Source organism: Chryseobacterium sp. SIMBA_028, assembly GCF_046535285.1.
Lineage (GTDB): Bacteria > Bacteroidota > Bacteroidia > Flavobacteriales > Weeksellaceae > Chryseobacterium.
Genome location: NZ_JAWRWZ010000013.1, coordinates 21,022 through 37,479 on the forward strand (window position 1 = coordinate 21,022; position 16,458 = coordinate 37,479).

General features: G+C 35.2%; 11 protein-coding genes. 1 reads left to right on the forward strand and 10 read right to left on the reverse strand.

Features of this window, described 5'->3' with window-relative positions; all coding sequences use genetic code 11:
- Nucleotides 1–4: 4 nt before the first annotated feature.
- The 10 genes from SCA31_RS17350 to SCA31_RS17395 form a co-directional block, all read right to left on the reverse strand.
- On the reverse strand, nucleotides 5–883 hold the full coding sequence (locus SCA31_RS17350; protein ID WP_410698231.1) for a toprim domain-containing protein: 879 nt from the start codon (nucleotides 881–883) through the stop codon (nucleotides 5–7).
- Between the two features lie 221 nt (nucleotides 884–1,104).
- Complete coding sequence (locus SCA31_RS17355; RefSeq protein ID WP_410698232.1) at nucleotides 1,105–2,334, reverse strand: primase-helicase family protein; 1,230 nt, start codon at nucleotides 2,332–2,334, stop codon at nucleotides 1,105–1,107.
- A complete protein-coding gene (locus SCA31_RS17360; RefSeq protein WP_410698233.1) occupies nucleotides 2,331–2,708 on the reverse strand; it encodes a helix-turn-helix domain-containing protein in 378 nt (125 codons plus the stop codon). The genes SCA31_RS17355 and SCA31_RS17360 overlap by 4 nt, the downstream gene beginning before the upstream one ends.
- 112 nt (nucleotides 2,709–2,820) lie before the next feature.
- Nucleotides 2,821–3,537, reverse strand: coding sequence for a hypothetical protein (locus SCA31_RS17365; RefSeq protein WP_410698235.1), 717 nt, complete (start codon nucleotides 3,535–3,537; stop codon nucleotides 2,821–2,823).
- Nucleotides 3,538–3,552: 15 nt separating this feature from the next.
- Nucleotides 3,553–4,800, reverse strand: a complete 1,248-nt coding sequence (locus tag SCA31_RS17370) for a tyrosine-type recombinase/integrase (protein WP_410698237.1) — start codon at nucleotides 4,798–4,800, stop codon at nucleotides 3,553–3,555.
- Nucleotides 4,797–5,366: a helix-turn-helix transcriptional regulator gene (locus tag SCA31_RS17375; RefSeq protein WP_410698239.1), complete on the reverse strand. Its 570-nt coding sequence runs from the start codon at nucleotides 5,364–5,366 to the stop codon at nucleotides 4,797–4,799. Before SCA31_RS17375 ends, SCA31_RS17370 begins: the two co-directional genes overlap by 4 nt.
- 230 nt (nucleotides 5,367–5,596) lie before the next feature.
- Nucleotides 5,597–7,492, reverse strand: a complete 1,896-nt coding sequence (dnaK, locus tag SCA31_RS17380; protein WP_106914974.1) for a molecular chaperone DnaK — start codon at nucleotides 7,490–7,492, stop codon at nucleotides 5,597–5,599.
- Nucleotides 7,493–7,805: 313 nt separating this feature from the next.
- On the reverse strand, nucleotides 7,806–8,321 hold the full coding sequence (locus SCA31_RS17385) for a hypothetical protein (RefSeq protein ID WP_410698241.1): 516 nt from the start codon (nucleotides 8,319–8,321) through the stop codon (nucleotides 7,806–7,808).
- Entirely contained in the window at nucleotides 8,315–14,812 is a 6,498-nt protein-coding gene (locus SCA31_RS17390) for a polymorphic toxin type 23 domain-containing protein (RefSeq protein WP_410698243.1), read from the reverse strand. The genes SCA31_RS17385 and SCA31_RS17390 overlap by 7 nt, the downstream gene beginning before the upstream one ends.
- Nucleotides 14,813–14,827: 15 nt before the next feature.
- Nucleotides 14,828–15,268, reverse strand: coding sequence for a T9SS type A sorting domain-containing protein (locus SCA31_RS17395; RefSeq protein WP_109618941.1), 441 nt, complete (start codon nucleotides 15,266–15,268; stop codon nucleotides 14,828–14,830).
- Between the two features lie 154 nt (nucleotides 15,269–15,422).
- Here SCA31_RS17395 and SCA31_RS17400 point away from each other — a divergent pair, with 154 nt between their 5' ends.
- Nucleotides 15,423–16,391 (forward strand): hypothetical protein, encoded by a 969-nt coding sequence (locus SCA31_RS17400; RefSeq protein WP_410698245.1) that lies wholly within the window; start codon nucleotides 15,423–15,425, stop codon nucleotides 16,389–16,391.
- Nucleotides 16,392–16,458: the final 67 nt, after the last annotated feature.

Genomic DNA, 16,458 nt, shown 5'->3' on the forward strand with positions numbered 1-16,458 from the left:
TCACTCACCTTCTTCTAAGCTTTACCTGTCTTTCATTGGATGGATTTTTATGAATCAACCAATCATTCAGGTCTTTAAAATCTGAATACAAAACCCGACAATCTTCTGAGTTTTTATTTTCACTTTTAATCATTTCAACTGCACGATTTCCAGCTTCATCATTGTCAAAATAAAGTTCAATATTCTCGTAATCTTTGAGTGAATTCTTAATATTAGAAATCATCGAAACTGAATTCAAAATGATGTAATCGGAAGGTCTTTTTTCTAAAAAGATTTCTACATTTTTAAAGGAAAGAAAATCGAAAACGCCTTCGAAAATTCGAAGTGAATTTGAGTCGCTCTCTATACTAGTGATGTCTTTTTTACCTAAGCAAATTTTAGAATATTTATTACGAATTTCATAACCGCCTGAATCGTTCTTGAAACCAATTCCGAAGTAGTTTTTGTCATTCATCTGATAATGGATTTCCTTTAAAAATTCAGTTTGATTCGCAACTTTTCTTTCATTTAAGTATTCTAAAAGGGCTGGATGCTTAATCTCTTTTGAGTCAAGAATCTCATAATTTTTTCTTAGGTCTTGAAACTTCTGATTAGGAATAATTTGCTTTTGAAAAGAAGAAAAGTTCTGATCTTCTGCCCAAATTAAAATTTCACTTGTAGTTTTGTTCAGATATTTTTTCAACAGATCTACGTTAGTTCCGCTAACCCCTTCTGAAAATAAGTACCAATAGTTTAGACTTTTATTAATTTTAAAAGAGGCTTGGGATTCGTTGGCGAAAGGATTGAGATACCAAGCTTCTTTTTCATTTTGTTTAGTTGGAAGGTGTCCGAGAGAAAGGAGGACTTCTTCCAACGGGATTGTATTTAATTGTTTGCAATTCATAGCTGTAAATTTTCCTTGTTTTGGGTGAGATATTTTTTGTTGAGTTGTTGAGAAAAATTTGTAACCTATTGATTTAATAATATTTAACCACTCAACAAATGCTCAACAATTCAACAAACTAGAGGTTTTACCCTCAACAAATATTCAACAAAAATTGAAGTTTAAAAGTTTGTTGAGTAGTTTGTTGAGTTCAAAGTGTTTGATTTTCTTTTCATTAGCAATCAATTCAACATTTCAACACGTTTATTAAGAATAAAATCTTTTTTTATGGTGAAATAGCGACCAACTGAATTGTTTTGATAGAAAATTCCTGCAAAATCAAGGTCGTATCGGATGTAAGTCAAACCATTATTTTGTGGATTCAAGTTCCAAGTTTCCTTTAAAAGATTTCGAATATCATTTCTCGTCCAATAAGTAAGTCGAAACATTCTAATTATCATATTCAGCAAGTCTTGCGGAACGACATTTATTTCTTCATCATTATTGCTTTCGAAAAACTCGTAAAGCAATTCAATGATCTTAGATTCGAGCTTATTGTTGTTTTTGAAAACTAGTTTCTGAAGTGCTTTTGTTCTGATCTCATCGGCGGAAAACCACATTCGTGTTTTCTTTTCTGTTGAAAATGGTCTTTCTATTAAATACCGCAGAAAATAGGGGATTTCGGAAATGAGGTTATTCAAAAACTCGGTGTTTTCCGTTTTGATCGGATTGATTTTCAAAATCCAAAATCGGATTTCGTTTTCATCGATTTGAATAAAATTCTCTTCGTTATTGGAACAAAGAATAAACTTGGCGAAAAAATCGATTTCTTCTCTGTCTTTACCTTTGGCTTCGAGTTTATCTTTATTAGTTGTTGATAGATATTTCAATCTTTCGGTGATTTCCTTTTTGTCGAAAAAAACTTCATCGATTGCTACTAATAACATTGCTGCCCAATCGCTGTTGAATTGACTTCCGAACGAATCGCCTTTGATGTAGGTCATATTCAACCCGAAAATCTCTCTCAGCCACTTTATAAAAGTTGATTTCCCGGTTGCTCTTTCTTTGGACACCAAACATAGAATCGGTAGAATTTGTGTTGGAAATTGCAGGAGAATTTTCAAATAATCCAAACCCATTTCCAGTTGTTCACCGAAAATGTGCGCTACAAAATTTAAAGAAAATGGAATATTATTTTTTAAATTTTCCTTTTCTGATGAAGGAGCAAATGGAATTTCATTGTAAATATTATAGAAACCCTGAACGATTTGCTTATAATTTAGATGCTCCGGAATGCAACAGAAACCATCAAATTTTGGAACACTTGAAACATACATTTTTCCGTGATCGCTCACGATTGTTTCTCGATTCCAACGAACCAAAACTGAAGTTTTATCGCCAGAAATTAATGGCTTTTCTATCACTTTATAATAGGTGGTTCCAACTCGGATGTAAGGAATTTTTTGGCTCATCTTTGTAGATTTTGGTTAGAATCCACATTTGCCTTTCTCGAATTTTTTCTAAAATTTGCTTCCGCTTCAGATTGAATTTCTTGTAGTGTTTTCTTCTTTCCTTTAGAAATCCAATCCAATAGTTCGTCCTCAAAAAAGTAAAGTTTCTTGCCATTTTTGTAACAAGGAATCAATCTTTTCCGCACAAGAGTATATACAGTAGGTTTTGCCTTACCTATAATTTGGCAAGCTTCTGCAATATCAATCGGAATTCTTTTTACGGGAATTATCGGAGCTTCTTTCCTTTCTACCAGAAATTTAATTTCGGCTATTTCGCTAACCAGATGCGCAACTGCTCTTGGCAGGTTTTCAAATGAAATGTCATTGCTATCCATAACTATTGTTTTTGATTGTTATGGTGCAAAGAAAAAAAGTGATTCCTCTGTGATTGCTATAAATACGCAATCACAGAGGAATCACTAAACATACACTTCATTTTGTAATTTTTTATGTTCGTTGGTAGTATGTCAAGTCTTCTTGAATTTTGATATTACCTTTTTTGGGTTCATCTTTCAAATGTGACTTGATACTATCTAAATCAATATCATCAAGCGAAACGAAAACAGTTTTTAATAATTTTGAAATTCCTTCCTGTTTTATTGGTTTAAAATAATTCCAAATATTCCAACCGAAATGATAAAGGTCTAGATTAGTTAATCCTTTGGTGTGGACAGAAATATCATTAGGAATCTCTTCTTTTTTCGAATACAAACTTACGGCATTACAAAGTGCATCAAGACCTTCATCTGTCACATATAGTGCAAATTGATTCCGGGTATATTCTAGCGCAACTTGCAGTTTCACATTATCATTATGAAGCTTTTTTTCCTTTTGCATATTCCGAAGAACATCCATATCATATTTTTCTGGAAGCGTATCGGAGAAGTTATTTTTTGTTTTCACTTCATTTTGTATTGCCTCATTAAGAGAGTTTTTATTCTTGAAAAATTTGCCGATATTTAGTTTCGGAAGAATTTCATTTAAAAGAACAATGATGATGGCATACACTATAAATGCGCTACCAGAAGCAATCCAAAAAACGATGTTGCCAGAAATATGGGGATTGTTTTTAGAATAAACTTCTTGTACAAAAAGACCAACCACTGCGCAACAAATGATAACGGTAAAATATTTCAAAACAGAATCTAAGAATTTGATATTCATAATTTTTTATTGAAATTATTTTTTCAAAGAATTGAGCTGTATCGCCTGTGCAGCCTTATTTTTTTTCTCATCAACAACTTTTGCATAAACCTGCGTAGTTTTTACGTTCGTATGACCGAGCATTTTACTTACTGTGTAAATATCAGTTCCACTTGAAAGTTGTAGAGTAGCAAAAGTATGTCTAAAATTGTGAAAAGTTATTTTTTTGGTAATTCCTGCATTTTCAATCCACTTTTTAAGTGGTCGAGAAATCCAAGCTGGATTGGTCAAATTTTTAAATACCAACTCAAGCGGAAGACCAATTTCACCACACAGCTGCAATGCTTGCTGAGAAATCGGCATATATTCTACACCTTTGGTCTTTTTTTGAGTGAAGTTTATTTTTGCCTGCTCATTTTCAATTGTTATTTCTTTCCACGTTAGTTTTTGAATATCGGAATGACGCAATCCTGTTAATGCTGAAAAAAGTGCAGCTCTTTTAAGAACTTCAAGTTCGCACGGCGTTTCAACTAAAGTATTAAGCTCATCAAGTGTTAAATATTCTCGTCTCGATTCCTCGTGCGGAATCGCTTTTATTTTTGAAGAAATGTCAGAGGTAAAGAAACCATCAATAAAAGCTTCTTTCAATGCGGCTTTGAAAACAGAAAAATAAGTTGAAGCGGTATTCTGAGAAATAGTATTTTCCTTATTATTTCCACTTTTTGCAGTCAGAAGATATGATTTAAATTTATCACAGAATTTTGTATTGATCTGTGAAAACATAATTTTTTCACCTCCAAAATCTTTGAGAAATTTAATGGAGCGATACCAATTTATTTGTATAGATTTAGAACTGTTTTTATGCCTCTTAGTGACTAGCAAATCAAAATATCTGACAAAATCCTCCTGAGACCTTTCTTTTTCTTCAGCCTTTATTGCTTCAAGCTCACTGTAGAGTTCTATATTATCATATTCCTTTTGACGTAATTTTCGCAGAGAATCTGCATAGAACATTGTCTCCCGATCATTTTCGCTTTTGCAAACGATAATACCATTGTCATCTCTTTTAGGTTTAAATGAAACGGATTCTTGCGTTGTTCTTGCAGGTCTCTTCTTATCAAAATCTACGGTGGTTACGCTTCGGTTCAAGTATTCCCGAATCCTTTGAGCGCAATCTTTTCCGGGAACCATTACAGGATAACTTTCCAAATAAATAAACCATTCTTTTCGGAACTCGGCTTTTCGCAGTCTTACTGTAACTTTAGTTTTCAATAATTCTTTCATTTTCCTTCAAAAATTTTATCAATTAGATTTTTAGGGACATAAACGAAACTCCCAACTTTCTTTGTCGGAATTTTGTTTCTTTTAATTAGGTTTGTTACAGTTCCTGGATCAGCGTAGAATTTTGAACCAATTTCAGAAATTGTATAACAATTACCAACTTCAAAATTGGGTTTCTCAGGAATTTCCTCTGACTTAGCTGGCATTTCAACTGCTGTAAACATTTGTTCTATATCAATTTTGCTTACACGAGTGAGTCGCTCGCCCAAATTGATGGCAGGTATTTTTTTACTTTTAATTAATCTATGAATCGTGTTTTTTGAAATCCCAAAAAGCATTTCCGCTTCACTCACAGATATATAAGGTCGTGTTTGCAATTCAGCAATTTTAGAAACTGAGTTTTCTAACAGTGTCTTTTTTGCTTCGATTTCTTTTGCCAATTGTTTTTGCCTTTTTCCTAATTTTTCCGAGCAATACTTACTACAAAATCTGGTGGCAACAGTTTTTGCTTCAAATGGCTTCTGACAAAATTCACAAAGTTTCGGTATTTTAAGATTACTGAAGCCCATAATTCAACTCATTTAAATTTAAGAATATGCATTAGTACAATTAAGACACGATAAGAGCCACATTGTCCGTAACTAAGATGCGGTACAAATAGGAGACAAAAATACAACAAAAATTGATTAAAATCAACCAATAATAAAAATTCTTAAAACAAAAAAAATCGCTGTAAACATTACATTTACAGCGATTTGCTAATTTATTTCAATCGATATTAATCGATGATAATTGTTACTTATTTTACTTCTTCGAAGTCTGCATCCTGTACGTCTTCTGCTCCGGCATTGCTACCTCCAGCATTTTGAGCTCCAGCATCAGCACCAGGTTGTTGACCCGCTGCATACAATTCTTCAGAAGCTGCCATCCATGCTGCATCTAATGCCTCAGTTTTAGCTTTAATATCATCAGAATTTTTAGCTTCGAAAGCTGTTTTCAATTCAGCGTGAGCTGTTTCAATGGCTGCTTTTTTGTCAGCAGAAAGTTTCTCACCGAATTCTTTTAATTGCTTTTCAGTCTGGAAGATCAATCCATCAGCTTTGTTGAAGATTTCAACTTCTTCTTTTCTCTTCGCATCAGCTGCAGAATTTTCCTGAGCTTCTTTTTTCATTCTTTCGATTTCTTCGTCAGAAAGACCTGAAGAAGCCTGGATTTTGATAGTCTGCTCTTTACCAGTTCCTTTATCTTTAGCAGATACACTTAGGATACCGTTAGCATCAATATCGAAAGTTACTTCAATTTGAGGAACTCCTCTTGGTGCTGGTGGAATATCCTGAAGATCAAATCTACCGATTTCCTTGTTATCGTTGAACATTGCTCTTTCACCCTGTCCTACTCTGATGCTTACAGCCGGCTGGTTGTCAGAAGCTGTAGAGAATACCTCAGATTTTTTAGTTGGGATGGTAGTGTTTGCATCAATTAGTTTTGTGAATACAGAACCCATCGTTTCGATTCCTAAAGAAAGTGGGGTAACGTCTAGAAGTAATACGTCTTTTACGTCTCCTGTTAATACACCTCCCTGAATAGCTGCACCAATAGCTACAACCTCATCCGGGTTAACTCCTTTAGATGGTTTTTTACCGAAGAATTTTTCTACTTCTTCCTGAATAATAGGAATTCTTGTAGAACCTCCTACCAAGATTACCTCATCGATATCAGAAGTTGATAAACCTGCATCTTTTAATGCTTTAGCAACCGGCTCCATAGATCTTCTTACAAGATCAGCAGATAATTGTTCGAATTTAGCTTTAGTTAAAGTCTTCACTAAGTGTTTAGGACCTGTAGCTGTAGCTGTGATATAAGGTAAGTTGATTTCAGTCTGTGGAGAAGAAGATAACTCGATTTTTGCTTTTTCAGCAGCTTCTTTTAATCTTTGAAGAGCGATAGCATCTGTTTTTAATTCTACTCCTTCTTCAGCTTTAAACTCGTCAGCCATCCAGTTGATGATTACATCATCAAAGTCATCACCTCCTAAGTGCGTATCACCGTTTGTAGCCAATACTTCAAATACACCATCTCCTAAATCAAGGATAGAGATATCAAAAGTACCACCACCAAGGTCATATACTGCGATTTTTTGATCTTTGTGGCTCTTATCAAGACCGTAAGCTAACGCTGCAGCTGTAGGCTCGTTGATAATTCTTTCTACTTTAAGACCTGCAATTTCACCAGCTTCTTTAGTCGCTTGTCTTTGTGCATCGTTGAAGTATGCAGGAACAGTAATTACTGCTCTTGTTACTTCTTGTCCAAGATAATCTTCAGCAGTTTTCTTCATTTTCTGAAGCGTCATTGCAGAAATTTCCTGTGGAGTATATTCTCTGTCGTCGATTTTTACTTTTACTGTATCGTTTGGTCCGCTTACTACTTCGTATGGTACTCTTGAGATTTCCTTTGCATCTTCTTTAAAGTGAGTTCCGATAAATCTTTTGATAGAGTATACTGTTTTCTTTGGATTCGTTACAGCCTGTCTTTTTGCAGGATCTCCTACTTTTCTTTCTCCATCCTCTGTAAATGCTACGATAGAAGGAGTTGTTCTTTTCCCTTCTGCGTTAGGAATAACAACAGGGTCTTTCCCCTCCATTACAGCAACACAAGAGTTGGTTGTTCCTAAGTCAATTCCAATTATTTTACTCATAATATTTTATATTTTTTCTATTTTTAATTTTATTTACACTCTCTATTTCACAACATCTGTACCATTTAAAAAATAGTGACAAAATGACACAACAAAAATAAAACCTCGATTTAATCGAGGTTTTACATTCATTAATATGGAAATTTTTTCATACTATGGAATCATAATTTACATATTATTCTGCTCTCCATGTTTTAGAATATGTGGCCTAGTGATATCCAAGATCAAATGGCATACTCTCTGAACATCCTGAATTAAAACTACGGGTTTTCATATTCTTGTCAGTTTCTATCATGTCAAAATGATTCGCTTATTATTCAGTAGGTAAATAAACTGAGCAATATCCATCACTCTGAACATATACTTTATGATCAATAGCTTTTACATGTTGATTGTAGGTACCATACCCTCCCATTTTATAGGCTTGAATAGTTTTAATAACCCATTCCTCCTTTTTCTTAGCCAATATGCCATAAATGGTATTTGAGGGTTGTTTACTGATCAATAATTTAGCTGCTTTGATATTTTCAGCATAAAATTTATCAACTCTTCCATTGCTATTAAAAACTAAAAAATCGTCGTAGTGTTTACTATCAGAACCTCTCTGTGTCTCAAGCTTGGGAGGAACAATTCCAAATTTTCCTTTTGCTATATACATTCCTTCTAATATGTATGTCTTATCAAATGCTATCTCTGGAAAATCTTTAACATTAAAATTTTCGACTTCTTTTAACAGTTTGTTCTGAACACGGTCTATCTTTTGGCAGCCCGCTTGTGAGAAGAACGAAAAAAAAGTTAAAAAAATCATATATTTTTTATGTTTTACCATGATGTAAATTGATTTATTGTTTGATATTGGAAATAAGGCAACCAGGAATTTGACATCATTTGAAATGCTGGCTGTGGAGAAATCCAGCGGTGAGCGGCTACATTTTGAATGGCATGCCTTACCCACTCCGAGTTTACGCCAACTCTGTAATTACCCCATCCAATGTAGGCTGCACCTAGTCGGTATTTAGGTCCTGTTTCTACAACCAAGCCATGGGTATATTTTTCTCCATAAGCTCCACCTAAATAATCATCTTTTCCGAATTTTCTCATTTCTGCATAATCATTTAAATAATTTTTTGCGTTGTAATCATTTTCTTCGTAGGTATCTTTCATTCTTGATCCTGTGAAAAGATTAAACCCTGCATGAAAATCTCCAATACTTAAAGACATAGCTGCCGTTCTATATCTGTCATTACCATCGCCTAGAATTCCTTTACCTAATTTATCAAACGGGCTTCCATCATTTTCATAGCTCAGGGAGAAATCTCCGCTTACCAGTTTTACAATTCCTGTCTGTTGAGCATGTAAACCGCTCCATATATTGGTACCCACCATCATTCCAAGATTCCCTTCGGTTCCCAGTGTTCCTGCCATTACAGAGGTTCTGTACTCCCAACCGCTCAAGCCGCTTCCTGCATGTGAGGTTTGATAGGTAACTCCATATCCGAAAGACATTCCGAAATCTCCGTTTTTATAGGATAAACTAAAGTTGAAACCAGCACTGACACCTTGTCCAAAAGCAATGGATGGCGATATGGAAAAACTAAATCCCCCTCCCAGGTTCATGCTAAAGCTCGGCATAAAGGAACCTATAAATGCTGATGTCAGCTGCTGTCCCCAGGAGCCCGACGGCACTCCTATGGCTCCCATAATGGCCCCTTGAATTGCTCCGCCCAAGATAGACATTCCAAATTTACCCCAACTCCAGTCTCCAGTTTGTATGGCTTGCCCTATATAGCTTACCGCACCAGTGGCAGCTCCTATAATTGCACCGGCAATTACCAAAGCCCAAATAATTTCTCCACTAGGATCCATATACATCAATGGATTATTCAGTACATACCCGAATCTATTATAATTCTGTGTATTAAAGGGATCCTGTATATTATTATCCACAGATAGGAAAGTATGCAGCTTAGGATCATACATTCTTCCATTCATATGAATAAGCCCGACCTGCATAAAATGTTCATGTCCTGTGTACCCTCTTTCAATAAACAGATCTGCTGCTCCTTTTTTGAAATCTATTTTCTTCCCATCCTTTTCCAGATATGTCAGATTTCCCCAAGGATCAAATTGTCTTCTTTCTTCAGCTTTCCCATCCTTGCCGGAAATGGCTAAGATAGTTCCCTGGTAATCTCTGTGAATATAGTGAATTCCCTCACTCAGGTATTCATCATATATGTCAAAATCTTTGACATGAATAACGGGAGCTGAATAAGGATCTCCTGCGATATATGTAATAATCCTTGTTTTTATAAATTGAGCAGGGGCTCTTCCCGGGAAGCGATTCTCAATAATTTCCACTGTATTATCATCAGAATAAAGTTTGTTCTTTGCATAATATGTGAAATAACTGTTATAATTATATTCTGAAGATGCTCTTGTCTGATGAATATTGTAGGTGAATTTGGCCATTTCATCTCCATCCTGCATAATACTTACAGGATTTTTGTAGGCATTATATGAAATGGTCTGCAGTTGGTTTACCTTATAATAAGCATCCCCGATAGGATTCAGATTAATCCCTTTTTTTGCATACCTGTTACCATCTGTATATTTATAATCTCCAACTTCGCTATTGGTATTGATTCTTCCATAGGTATCATAAGTTTGTGATTGAATCCCGTTAGGATTCTTCCAGGAGATTAACTGCTGCATATTATCGTATTCAAAGCTTTCCTGCCAACCATTGGTGATTGCTGCATTATTTCTTTTTTTCAATAATCCTGTATTTCCTTCAAATGTATACTCATTGGAGAGAATCAAACCGGAGCTATTCTTATGTCTTACTCCTTTTAAGAAATAATTGGCATCATAGGAATTGGCGATATCTGTTCCGTTACCAAAATTGGCAGAAATCACCTGTCCTTTTTCGTTGATACTGCTTAATTTCCAGAGTACATTTCCGTTGGGATCATTAATTCCTGTCAGCATCCCACAAGAAGCATACACATTTTCCATCGCCACTTCGCTGGAAAGTGTACCATAGATGGTGTGCTTAGTTTCTCTTTTTACTCTTCCAAAACCATCATAGATAAAATATTTTTTGAAGATCGCTGTTCCGTTATTCTCTTCACTTTGGGCTACTCGGTAATAGTTATCATATTGATAGGTATAGGAATTATTTACCCCGTTAGAAGTTCCAGTTTCTGAATCCAGAAGTCCCTGGGCATTATAATTATAGACAATTTTTATATCTGTATTATCCCCTATAACATCTTTTTTGGCAACTCTTCCATACTGATCATAGGCATATATTGTTTTGCCTTTAGGGTTTTCCTCTTTCAGAAGCTGCCCCAAACCATCGTATAAATAGGTGTAATCTCCTCCCACAGAAGGATCGGACATTTTTGTTTTTCTTCCCCATCCATCTTGCTCTATATTTACAACATGCCCTGCATAGTTTGATGATTTCAGTGCTCCATTGGCATAATAAGTATAGTTAATGGTACCCCCATTATCATTCATTTTAATTTTATTACCCCACTCGTCTTTAGTGACGGATTGTGTTTGTTGTCCATCTGTAACTGTTGCCGTTAATGCATTGTAAGAAGAGATAATAATTTTTCCGGTGGGTAAGCTGCTCTTGACCACTCTTCCATATACATCATATTCAGTGATGGTCCATTTACTTGGTGAAGTTGTGGAGAAGTAAGGCTCACTCACCTTGTATGGCCTATCTAGAACATCATAATCTGTTCTTTTTTCTATCCATTTATCATTAAGAGATAATGCCTTTTCAACACGTGTTCGTCCCCAATTATCTGTAAATGTTTCCTTTATTGCTCCCGTGGCATCAACTACCCTAAGCTTTGTTCCATTAATAAAATCTCCTGAAGTAAGCCACTCGTAAAAATATTGAGTAACATTATTATAAATATCCTTTTCCTGTGCTTTTCTCTGCCAGGTATCATAAACATAGGATACGGTTTGATTGAGATTATTTGTTCTGGAAATTAATGTTCCAAAATTAGAATCATAGGTAAATAGAGAGGATGCCCCTAAAATATCAATAGTCTTAATTGCAAATCTGCCAGAAGTATCATACTGAACCTTTTCAACTCTTGGTGTAATACCGTTGGTAGAAAGAGTTTTCTGAATATTATTTCCAAATACATCATATATAAAATCTTCAGTGATATAATCGGTATTGTTTCCTTTTTTCCTATTCTGCGTAAGGAGTCCGTTGGCATAAGTAAAAAGTAACTCCGTAGAAAAAGAGTCGTTACCCAATACCTGTGTTTCAACCTTTTTCACCGGCCTTCCCACATAGTACTGACTTCCGGTTCCTGATGGATTATCTTCATAATCTACCAAAGTTGTTTTTTCGCCGCCGTTGGCTACTGTTCTTGTTTTTTTAGGATTATTATAGGAATCATAGAGGTCGTAATACTGATTGATAGTAGTTCCTGCCAAGTTATCAATTTGTTGTACCTGTGATGGCAGATTCACAAAAACCTTGTTCGGTAGCAAGGAAGTTGTATAACTGTTAATGGTTTTCGAAACAAAGGTACCCGGAGAGTTAAAATCGGGACTTGAATTGAGATACGTTTCTTTCACCGCTCCTCTTTTCTGCGAATCCTGTAAAGAAACTGTCCAAAAAGGTTGTGTTACAGTTCCTCCATATACGGATGATGTAGCTACCCCTTTCAAACCTACAAGGCCTAAGCCTTCCATGTTCATTACAATTCCTTTATATCTGTATTCCTGTATTTTGGTTTCTCCATTAAAGCTTTTCTCAACTTTTTTCACAAGTTTTATAGAGGGAGCAATATTAAGGTTGATATAAGGATACTGCTCAGAATTATCTGCTGTATAGGTACCGGAACCACTTCCTGTATCTATGGCCGCATCATATGAAATATCTGTTATCAGATCATTTTCTTTAATTCTCTTTAGGGTAACATCTTTACGGTTGTCTTTTTTGAATGAGACATATTTTATTTTATCCCCACCGAAAAATGCATAATCCAGATTCTGGTTTGTGATATTAGAATTACTTAAAAATATAGGTGTCCCTTTATTAATGGCTCCTCCATAGGTATAATTATTTTGCCAGCCGTCTATATAGGATGAAAAAATAGGCATTCCGTTTAGATTACTTCCCATATTATACTTAATACCACCCCTGTCTCTGATACTATAGTTGTCCCCATAAGTCAGATAAGCTCCATTGGCACTGGTACCAAAGTCAGGTACATTATGAGGAGTCAAAATGTCATGGTAAAACAAATCCGCTTTTCCGTCTCCATTTATATCTGTAAAAGAATAATAGAACGTCTGAAGCATATGCCCACAAATATTGGATCCTGACGGTCCCGGATAACAGGTGTTTTGAATCTGAGGCTTGAAATAATTGGTTCCTATATCTCTTACATTTCCTGCAAATGATTCTCCGGAACTGATGATAACAAACCAATTGGTATTGGCATTATCTATAGGAAAAATAACATCTGTTTTTCCATCTCCATTAAAATCAGCCAGATAACATGGTAAATCTTTTTTAATCAGATTATGAGAATAAGATGCCTTTTGAACAAAGGTCCCGTTTTTTGTTCCAAATACATATAATTGACCAGGGTTAAATACATATAGATCTGAAACACCATCCCCTTCAAAATCTGCCGAATATATTCTAGACTCTCCTGTAATCACCCCATTAGATCCCAACATGAGCGGGTTTTGAACAGCAGAATTATTCGGATCCAATTTTAATAGGTAAAAACTAGAAATATTAATTGTAACATCCTGTGAGCAACAATCTGCAGGAGGTCTATTTGTATCACTATTCTTGGTTGGTCCACAATAATAGGTCTGTTCTACAGTATAAGGCCTAATCACAGCCAAAATATCTGAAACACCATCTCCATCAAAATCACCTACTAAGTAATCCTTTGGGATTTTAGAACGATAGGTATTACTCCCATTAATAACTATGCATCTCTGGTTCAATATAGTAGAAAACCTATAAGAATTGATAAACGAAAGATCAAGAGAATTAGTTGAGTTAGGAATATAATTATTTATTTTAACCACTTCCTCATTCGTAACAGGATCGCTGTCATTATTTACAATGGTAGAAACAGCATCAAGGTTGTAAAACTTGTTATTAGGCAGCACTAATTTCGTTGAAAAAATTTCCTTAAACTTTTCAACACTAGTCATCGCACCTGCCACATTGGAAGTAGAATTTATCAACTGGCTGGAATTGAATCTATAGAGCTGATCTCTGGAATTAGGATAAGTCATAAAATCCAGTGAGCTATCACTATCAAAATATCCTGAAGTATACTGCCAATTGCTTCTGTCATAGGCGGGAGAAACCCCTGTTATCGTTTTGGAGTTATTGCTGATCCCATTCTCTGTATTATCATATTCAAAAATAACAGGCTTTACCGCTTCACCACTGCCGTTATATTGCTGAACTCCAACAAGTCTCTGATAATTTAATGAAGTTACGTCATAAGTCAATTGATATTTTCTGAAAAGCTGGTCATTTCCCGTAACCTCTACCTTATCCAGTTTTCTGTGCGAATAGATATCCCGAGCACCATAAATATAGGCCTGATCTGTGCGGGCAGCATCTTTGTAATAAAACTGTATTTTATTGGGACTGTTATCAGGATTAACCGACGAATTATTACCATATTCTATCGTTTTAACGTAGATATAGTTATTAAAGCTGTCATATGTAAATTTAATCCTGTTTTGCTGGGCATCTTCAATATAATTGATCTTCCATTCATAACTATTGGATCCCAGAAAGCCACTTCCGCCTCCATATTTTGTGGTTTTACCATCAGGATAGTATACCATAAAATATTCCGGCCCGTTGGCAATATTTCCGTGGGAAACAATCTTAACGTTAGAATACTGCTCTGTCTGATATTCTGCGCCGTCTGCACCATACGTACCGGATTTCAGAAGTAATCGCTGCCCATCAAAGGCAAACCTGTCTGTATCATTATAGTTCACTCCATCAATCACTCCATCATGGAACTTTGTAGAAGCCACTCTGGTAATGGAGGATATTCCGCCAATATTCCAACCCCATCCTGCAACCCCATTTCCTGCCTGGCTGGAATAAGCCAAAGAAATACTCGGAGCAACATTCTTAATTCCTGGAAGATTGGCAATAGGTATTGTATAGTTGGCACCTCCATTTGGAGATACTGATAACTCACCCGATGTCTGTCCTACAGACTGCCCATTCAATAGCCCCACTACTGAGAGTAGAGCTAATAAAAAGTAAATTTTGATTCTCATGGTTGGTAGTTTGGGTTATTGTTTTAAAATCTTGTAGGTGAGTTTTTCTCCGGTATTCAAATGGAAAACAACCACATACATTCCTATCGGCTTATCCGAAAGGTCCAATACTACTTTATTTTCTCTTTTATCAAAGGCAAGCTCCCGGTACTGGGTAAAGTTGTAGGCTATATATTCCACTTTTTGGATCATAGCACCAAATTCAGGAGACCACACAAGGGTCGCCTTATCTTTCGTTGGGTTCGGGTAAATTTTAACCTGATACTCTGGAGGAGGAAATTCCTTTTTACCGAGCTGTTCATCGACGAGTGCATTTTTATCTGCAATTAAGCATAAAGCACAATATCGTCTTACGATTTGATTTCCTCCGCTATCATACTCAAATGATAATGACTGTGATTTAATTCCCTCTATTGAAATCAATAAGAAAAGAATTAGTAGTAAATTTTTTCTCATAAACAATATCTTAGTATTTACAAAAGTCCAGAAAACAAATCAGCTGCGAAAGGACAATGTATCATAGATCAGGGATATAAATAAGATTAAATGTCTAAAAATTAACCATTATTTGTTTTTTTTAGATATTTTTGATAAAAAAACACTAATTACCATGAAAAATTATCAGAAAAACCTTTTTGAATTATTATTAAAGGAATCTGGAGGAAAAAAGAACCTGGTAGATATCATGATTGACAAACTGGCACTTTCCAATGATACAGCTTACAGAAGAATCAGCGGAAGAAGCCATATCACCCTTAATGAAGGCATTTCACTGGCTTCTCATTTTGGGGTTTCATTGGATTTGATTCACAACTCGGCACCTAATAATGCTGTTTTGAACAAAATTCATGATATTTATAATATTGACGATCTGGAAATGTACTTTGACTCCTCCATCCGAAACCTACAAAAAGTAAAAAACACCCCGGATGTAGAGTTTATCTACGCTGCCAAGGATATTCCGCTTTTTTATTTTATGAGGTTTGAGAATCTGAGAAAATTCAAAATCTATGCATGGCTAAAGCTTATGGATGTTGTTTTTTTTGCTCAGAGAATAAGTTTCGAAGACTTCGAAATTCCTGAAAAAATTAGTCAGAAAGCCATTCTTTTATCTGAGGTCTACAATGATGTAAACTCCACGGAAATATGGAGCAATGTTACCATTTATACTCTTCTTGAGCAGATTATTTATTTTCATCAGTTGGAACTCATCAATACGGAGAATGCTCAAAAGATTTGTGAAGAAATTACAGAGATGCTTAGTCAAATAGAAGAAGAAGTCATTAGTGAGAAAAAAGGATCACTCAAATTATACCAGAATGATCTTCTGATTATGAATAATAGTGTATTTATAAGGTTTTCTGACCAGAAAATGCTCTTTTTACCTTACAATATTCTGAGCTATTATTACACACTGGATGAGAGAGTCTGCGGAAACTATGAAAAAAGCCTTGAATTGATTTTGAAGAACTCAGAACTCCTTTCTTCCAACAATAAAGCCAGATATATTTTCTTCAACAAAATGTATAAAAAAGTAGAGGAAATAAAAAAGATGCTGCAGAGCTATCATCATTCATAAAGGGATCTGTTCATTGAAATAACACAGGCTCCGGAATTGTTAAAATTAATCAAAGTTTAACCTAATA

What these genes read in the sequence shown, in the direction of transcription:
- SCA31_RS17350 (WP_410698231.1), bottom strand. Translation starts at nt 883, where the DNA reads ATGAATTGCAAACAATTAAATACAATCCCGTTGGAAGAAGTCCTCCTT.
- SCA31_RS17355 (WP_410698232.1), bottom strand. Translation starts at nt 2,334, where the DNA reads ATGAGCCAAAAAATTCCTTACATCCGAGTTGGAACCACCTATTATAAA.
- SCA31_RS17360 (WP_410698233.1), bottom strand. Translation starts at nt 2,708, where the DNA reads ATGGATAGCAATGACATTTCATTTGAAAACCTGCCAAGAGCAGTTGCG.
- SCA31_RS17365 (WP_410698235.1), bottom strand. Translation starts at nt 3,537, where the DNA reads ATGAATATCAAATTCTTAGATTCTGTTTTGAAATATTTTACCGTTATC.
- SCA31_RS17370 (WP_410698237.1), bottom strand. Translation starts at nt 4,800, where the DNA reads ATGAAAGAATTATTGAAAACTAAAGTTACAGTAAGACTGCGAAAAGCC.
- SCA31_RS17375 (WP_410698239.1), bottom strand. Translation starts at nt 5,366, where the DNA reads ATGGGCTTCAGTAATCTTAAAATACCGAAACTTTGTGAATTTTGTCAG.
- dnaK (WP_106914974.1), bottom strand. Translation starts at nt 7,492, where the DNA reads ATGAGTAAAATAATTGGAATTGACTTAGGAACAACCAACTCTTGTGTT.
- SCA31_RS17385 (WP_410698241.1), bottom strand. Translation starts at nt 8,321, where the DNA reads ATGGTAAAACATAAAAAATATATGATTTTTTTAACTTTTTTTTCGTTC.
- SCA31_RS17390 (WP_410698243.1), bottom strand. Translation starts at nt 14,812, where the DNA reads ATGAGAATCAAAATTTACTTTTTATTAGCTCTACTCTCAGTAGTGGGG.
- SCA31_RS17395 (WP_109618941.1), bottom strand. Translation starts at nt 15,268, where the DNA reads ATGAGAAAAAATTTACTACTAATTCTTTTCTTATTGATTTCAATAGAG.
- SCA31_RS17400 (WP_410698245.1), top strand. Translation starts at nt 15,423, where the DNA reads ATGAAAAATTATCAGAAAAACCTTTTTGAATTATTATTAAAGGAATCT.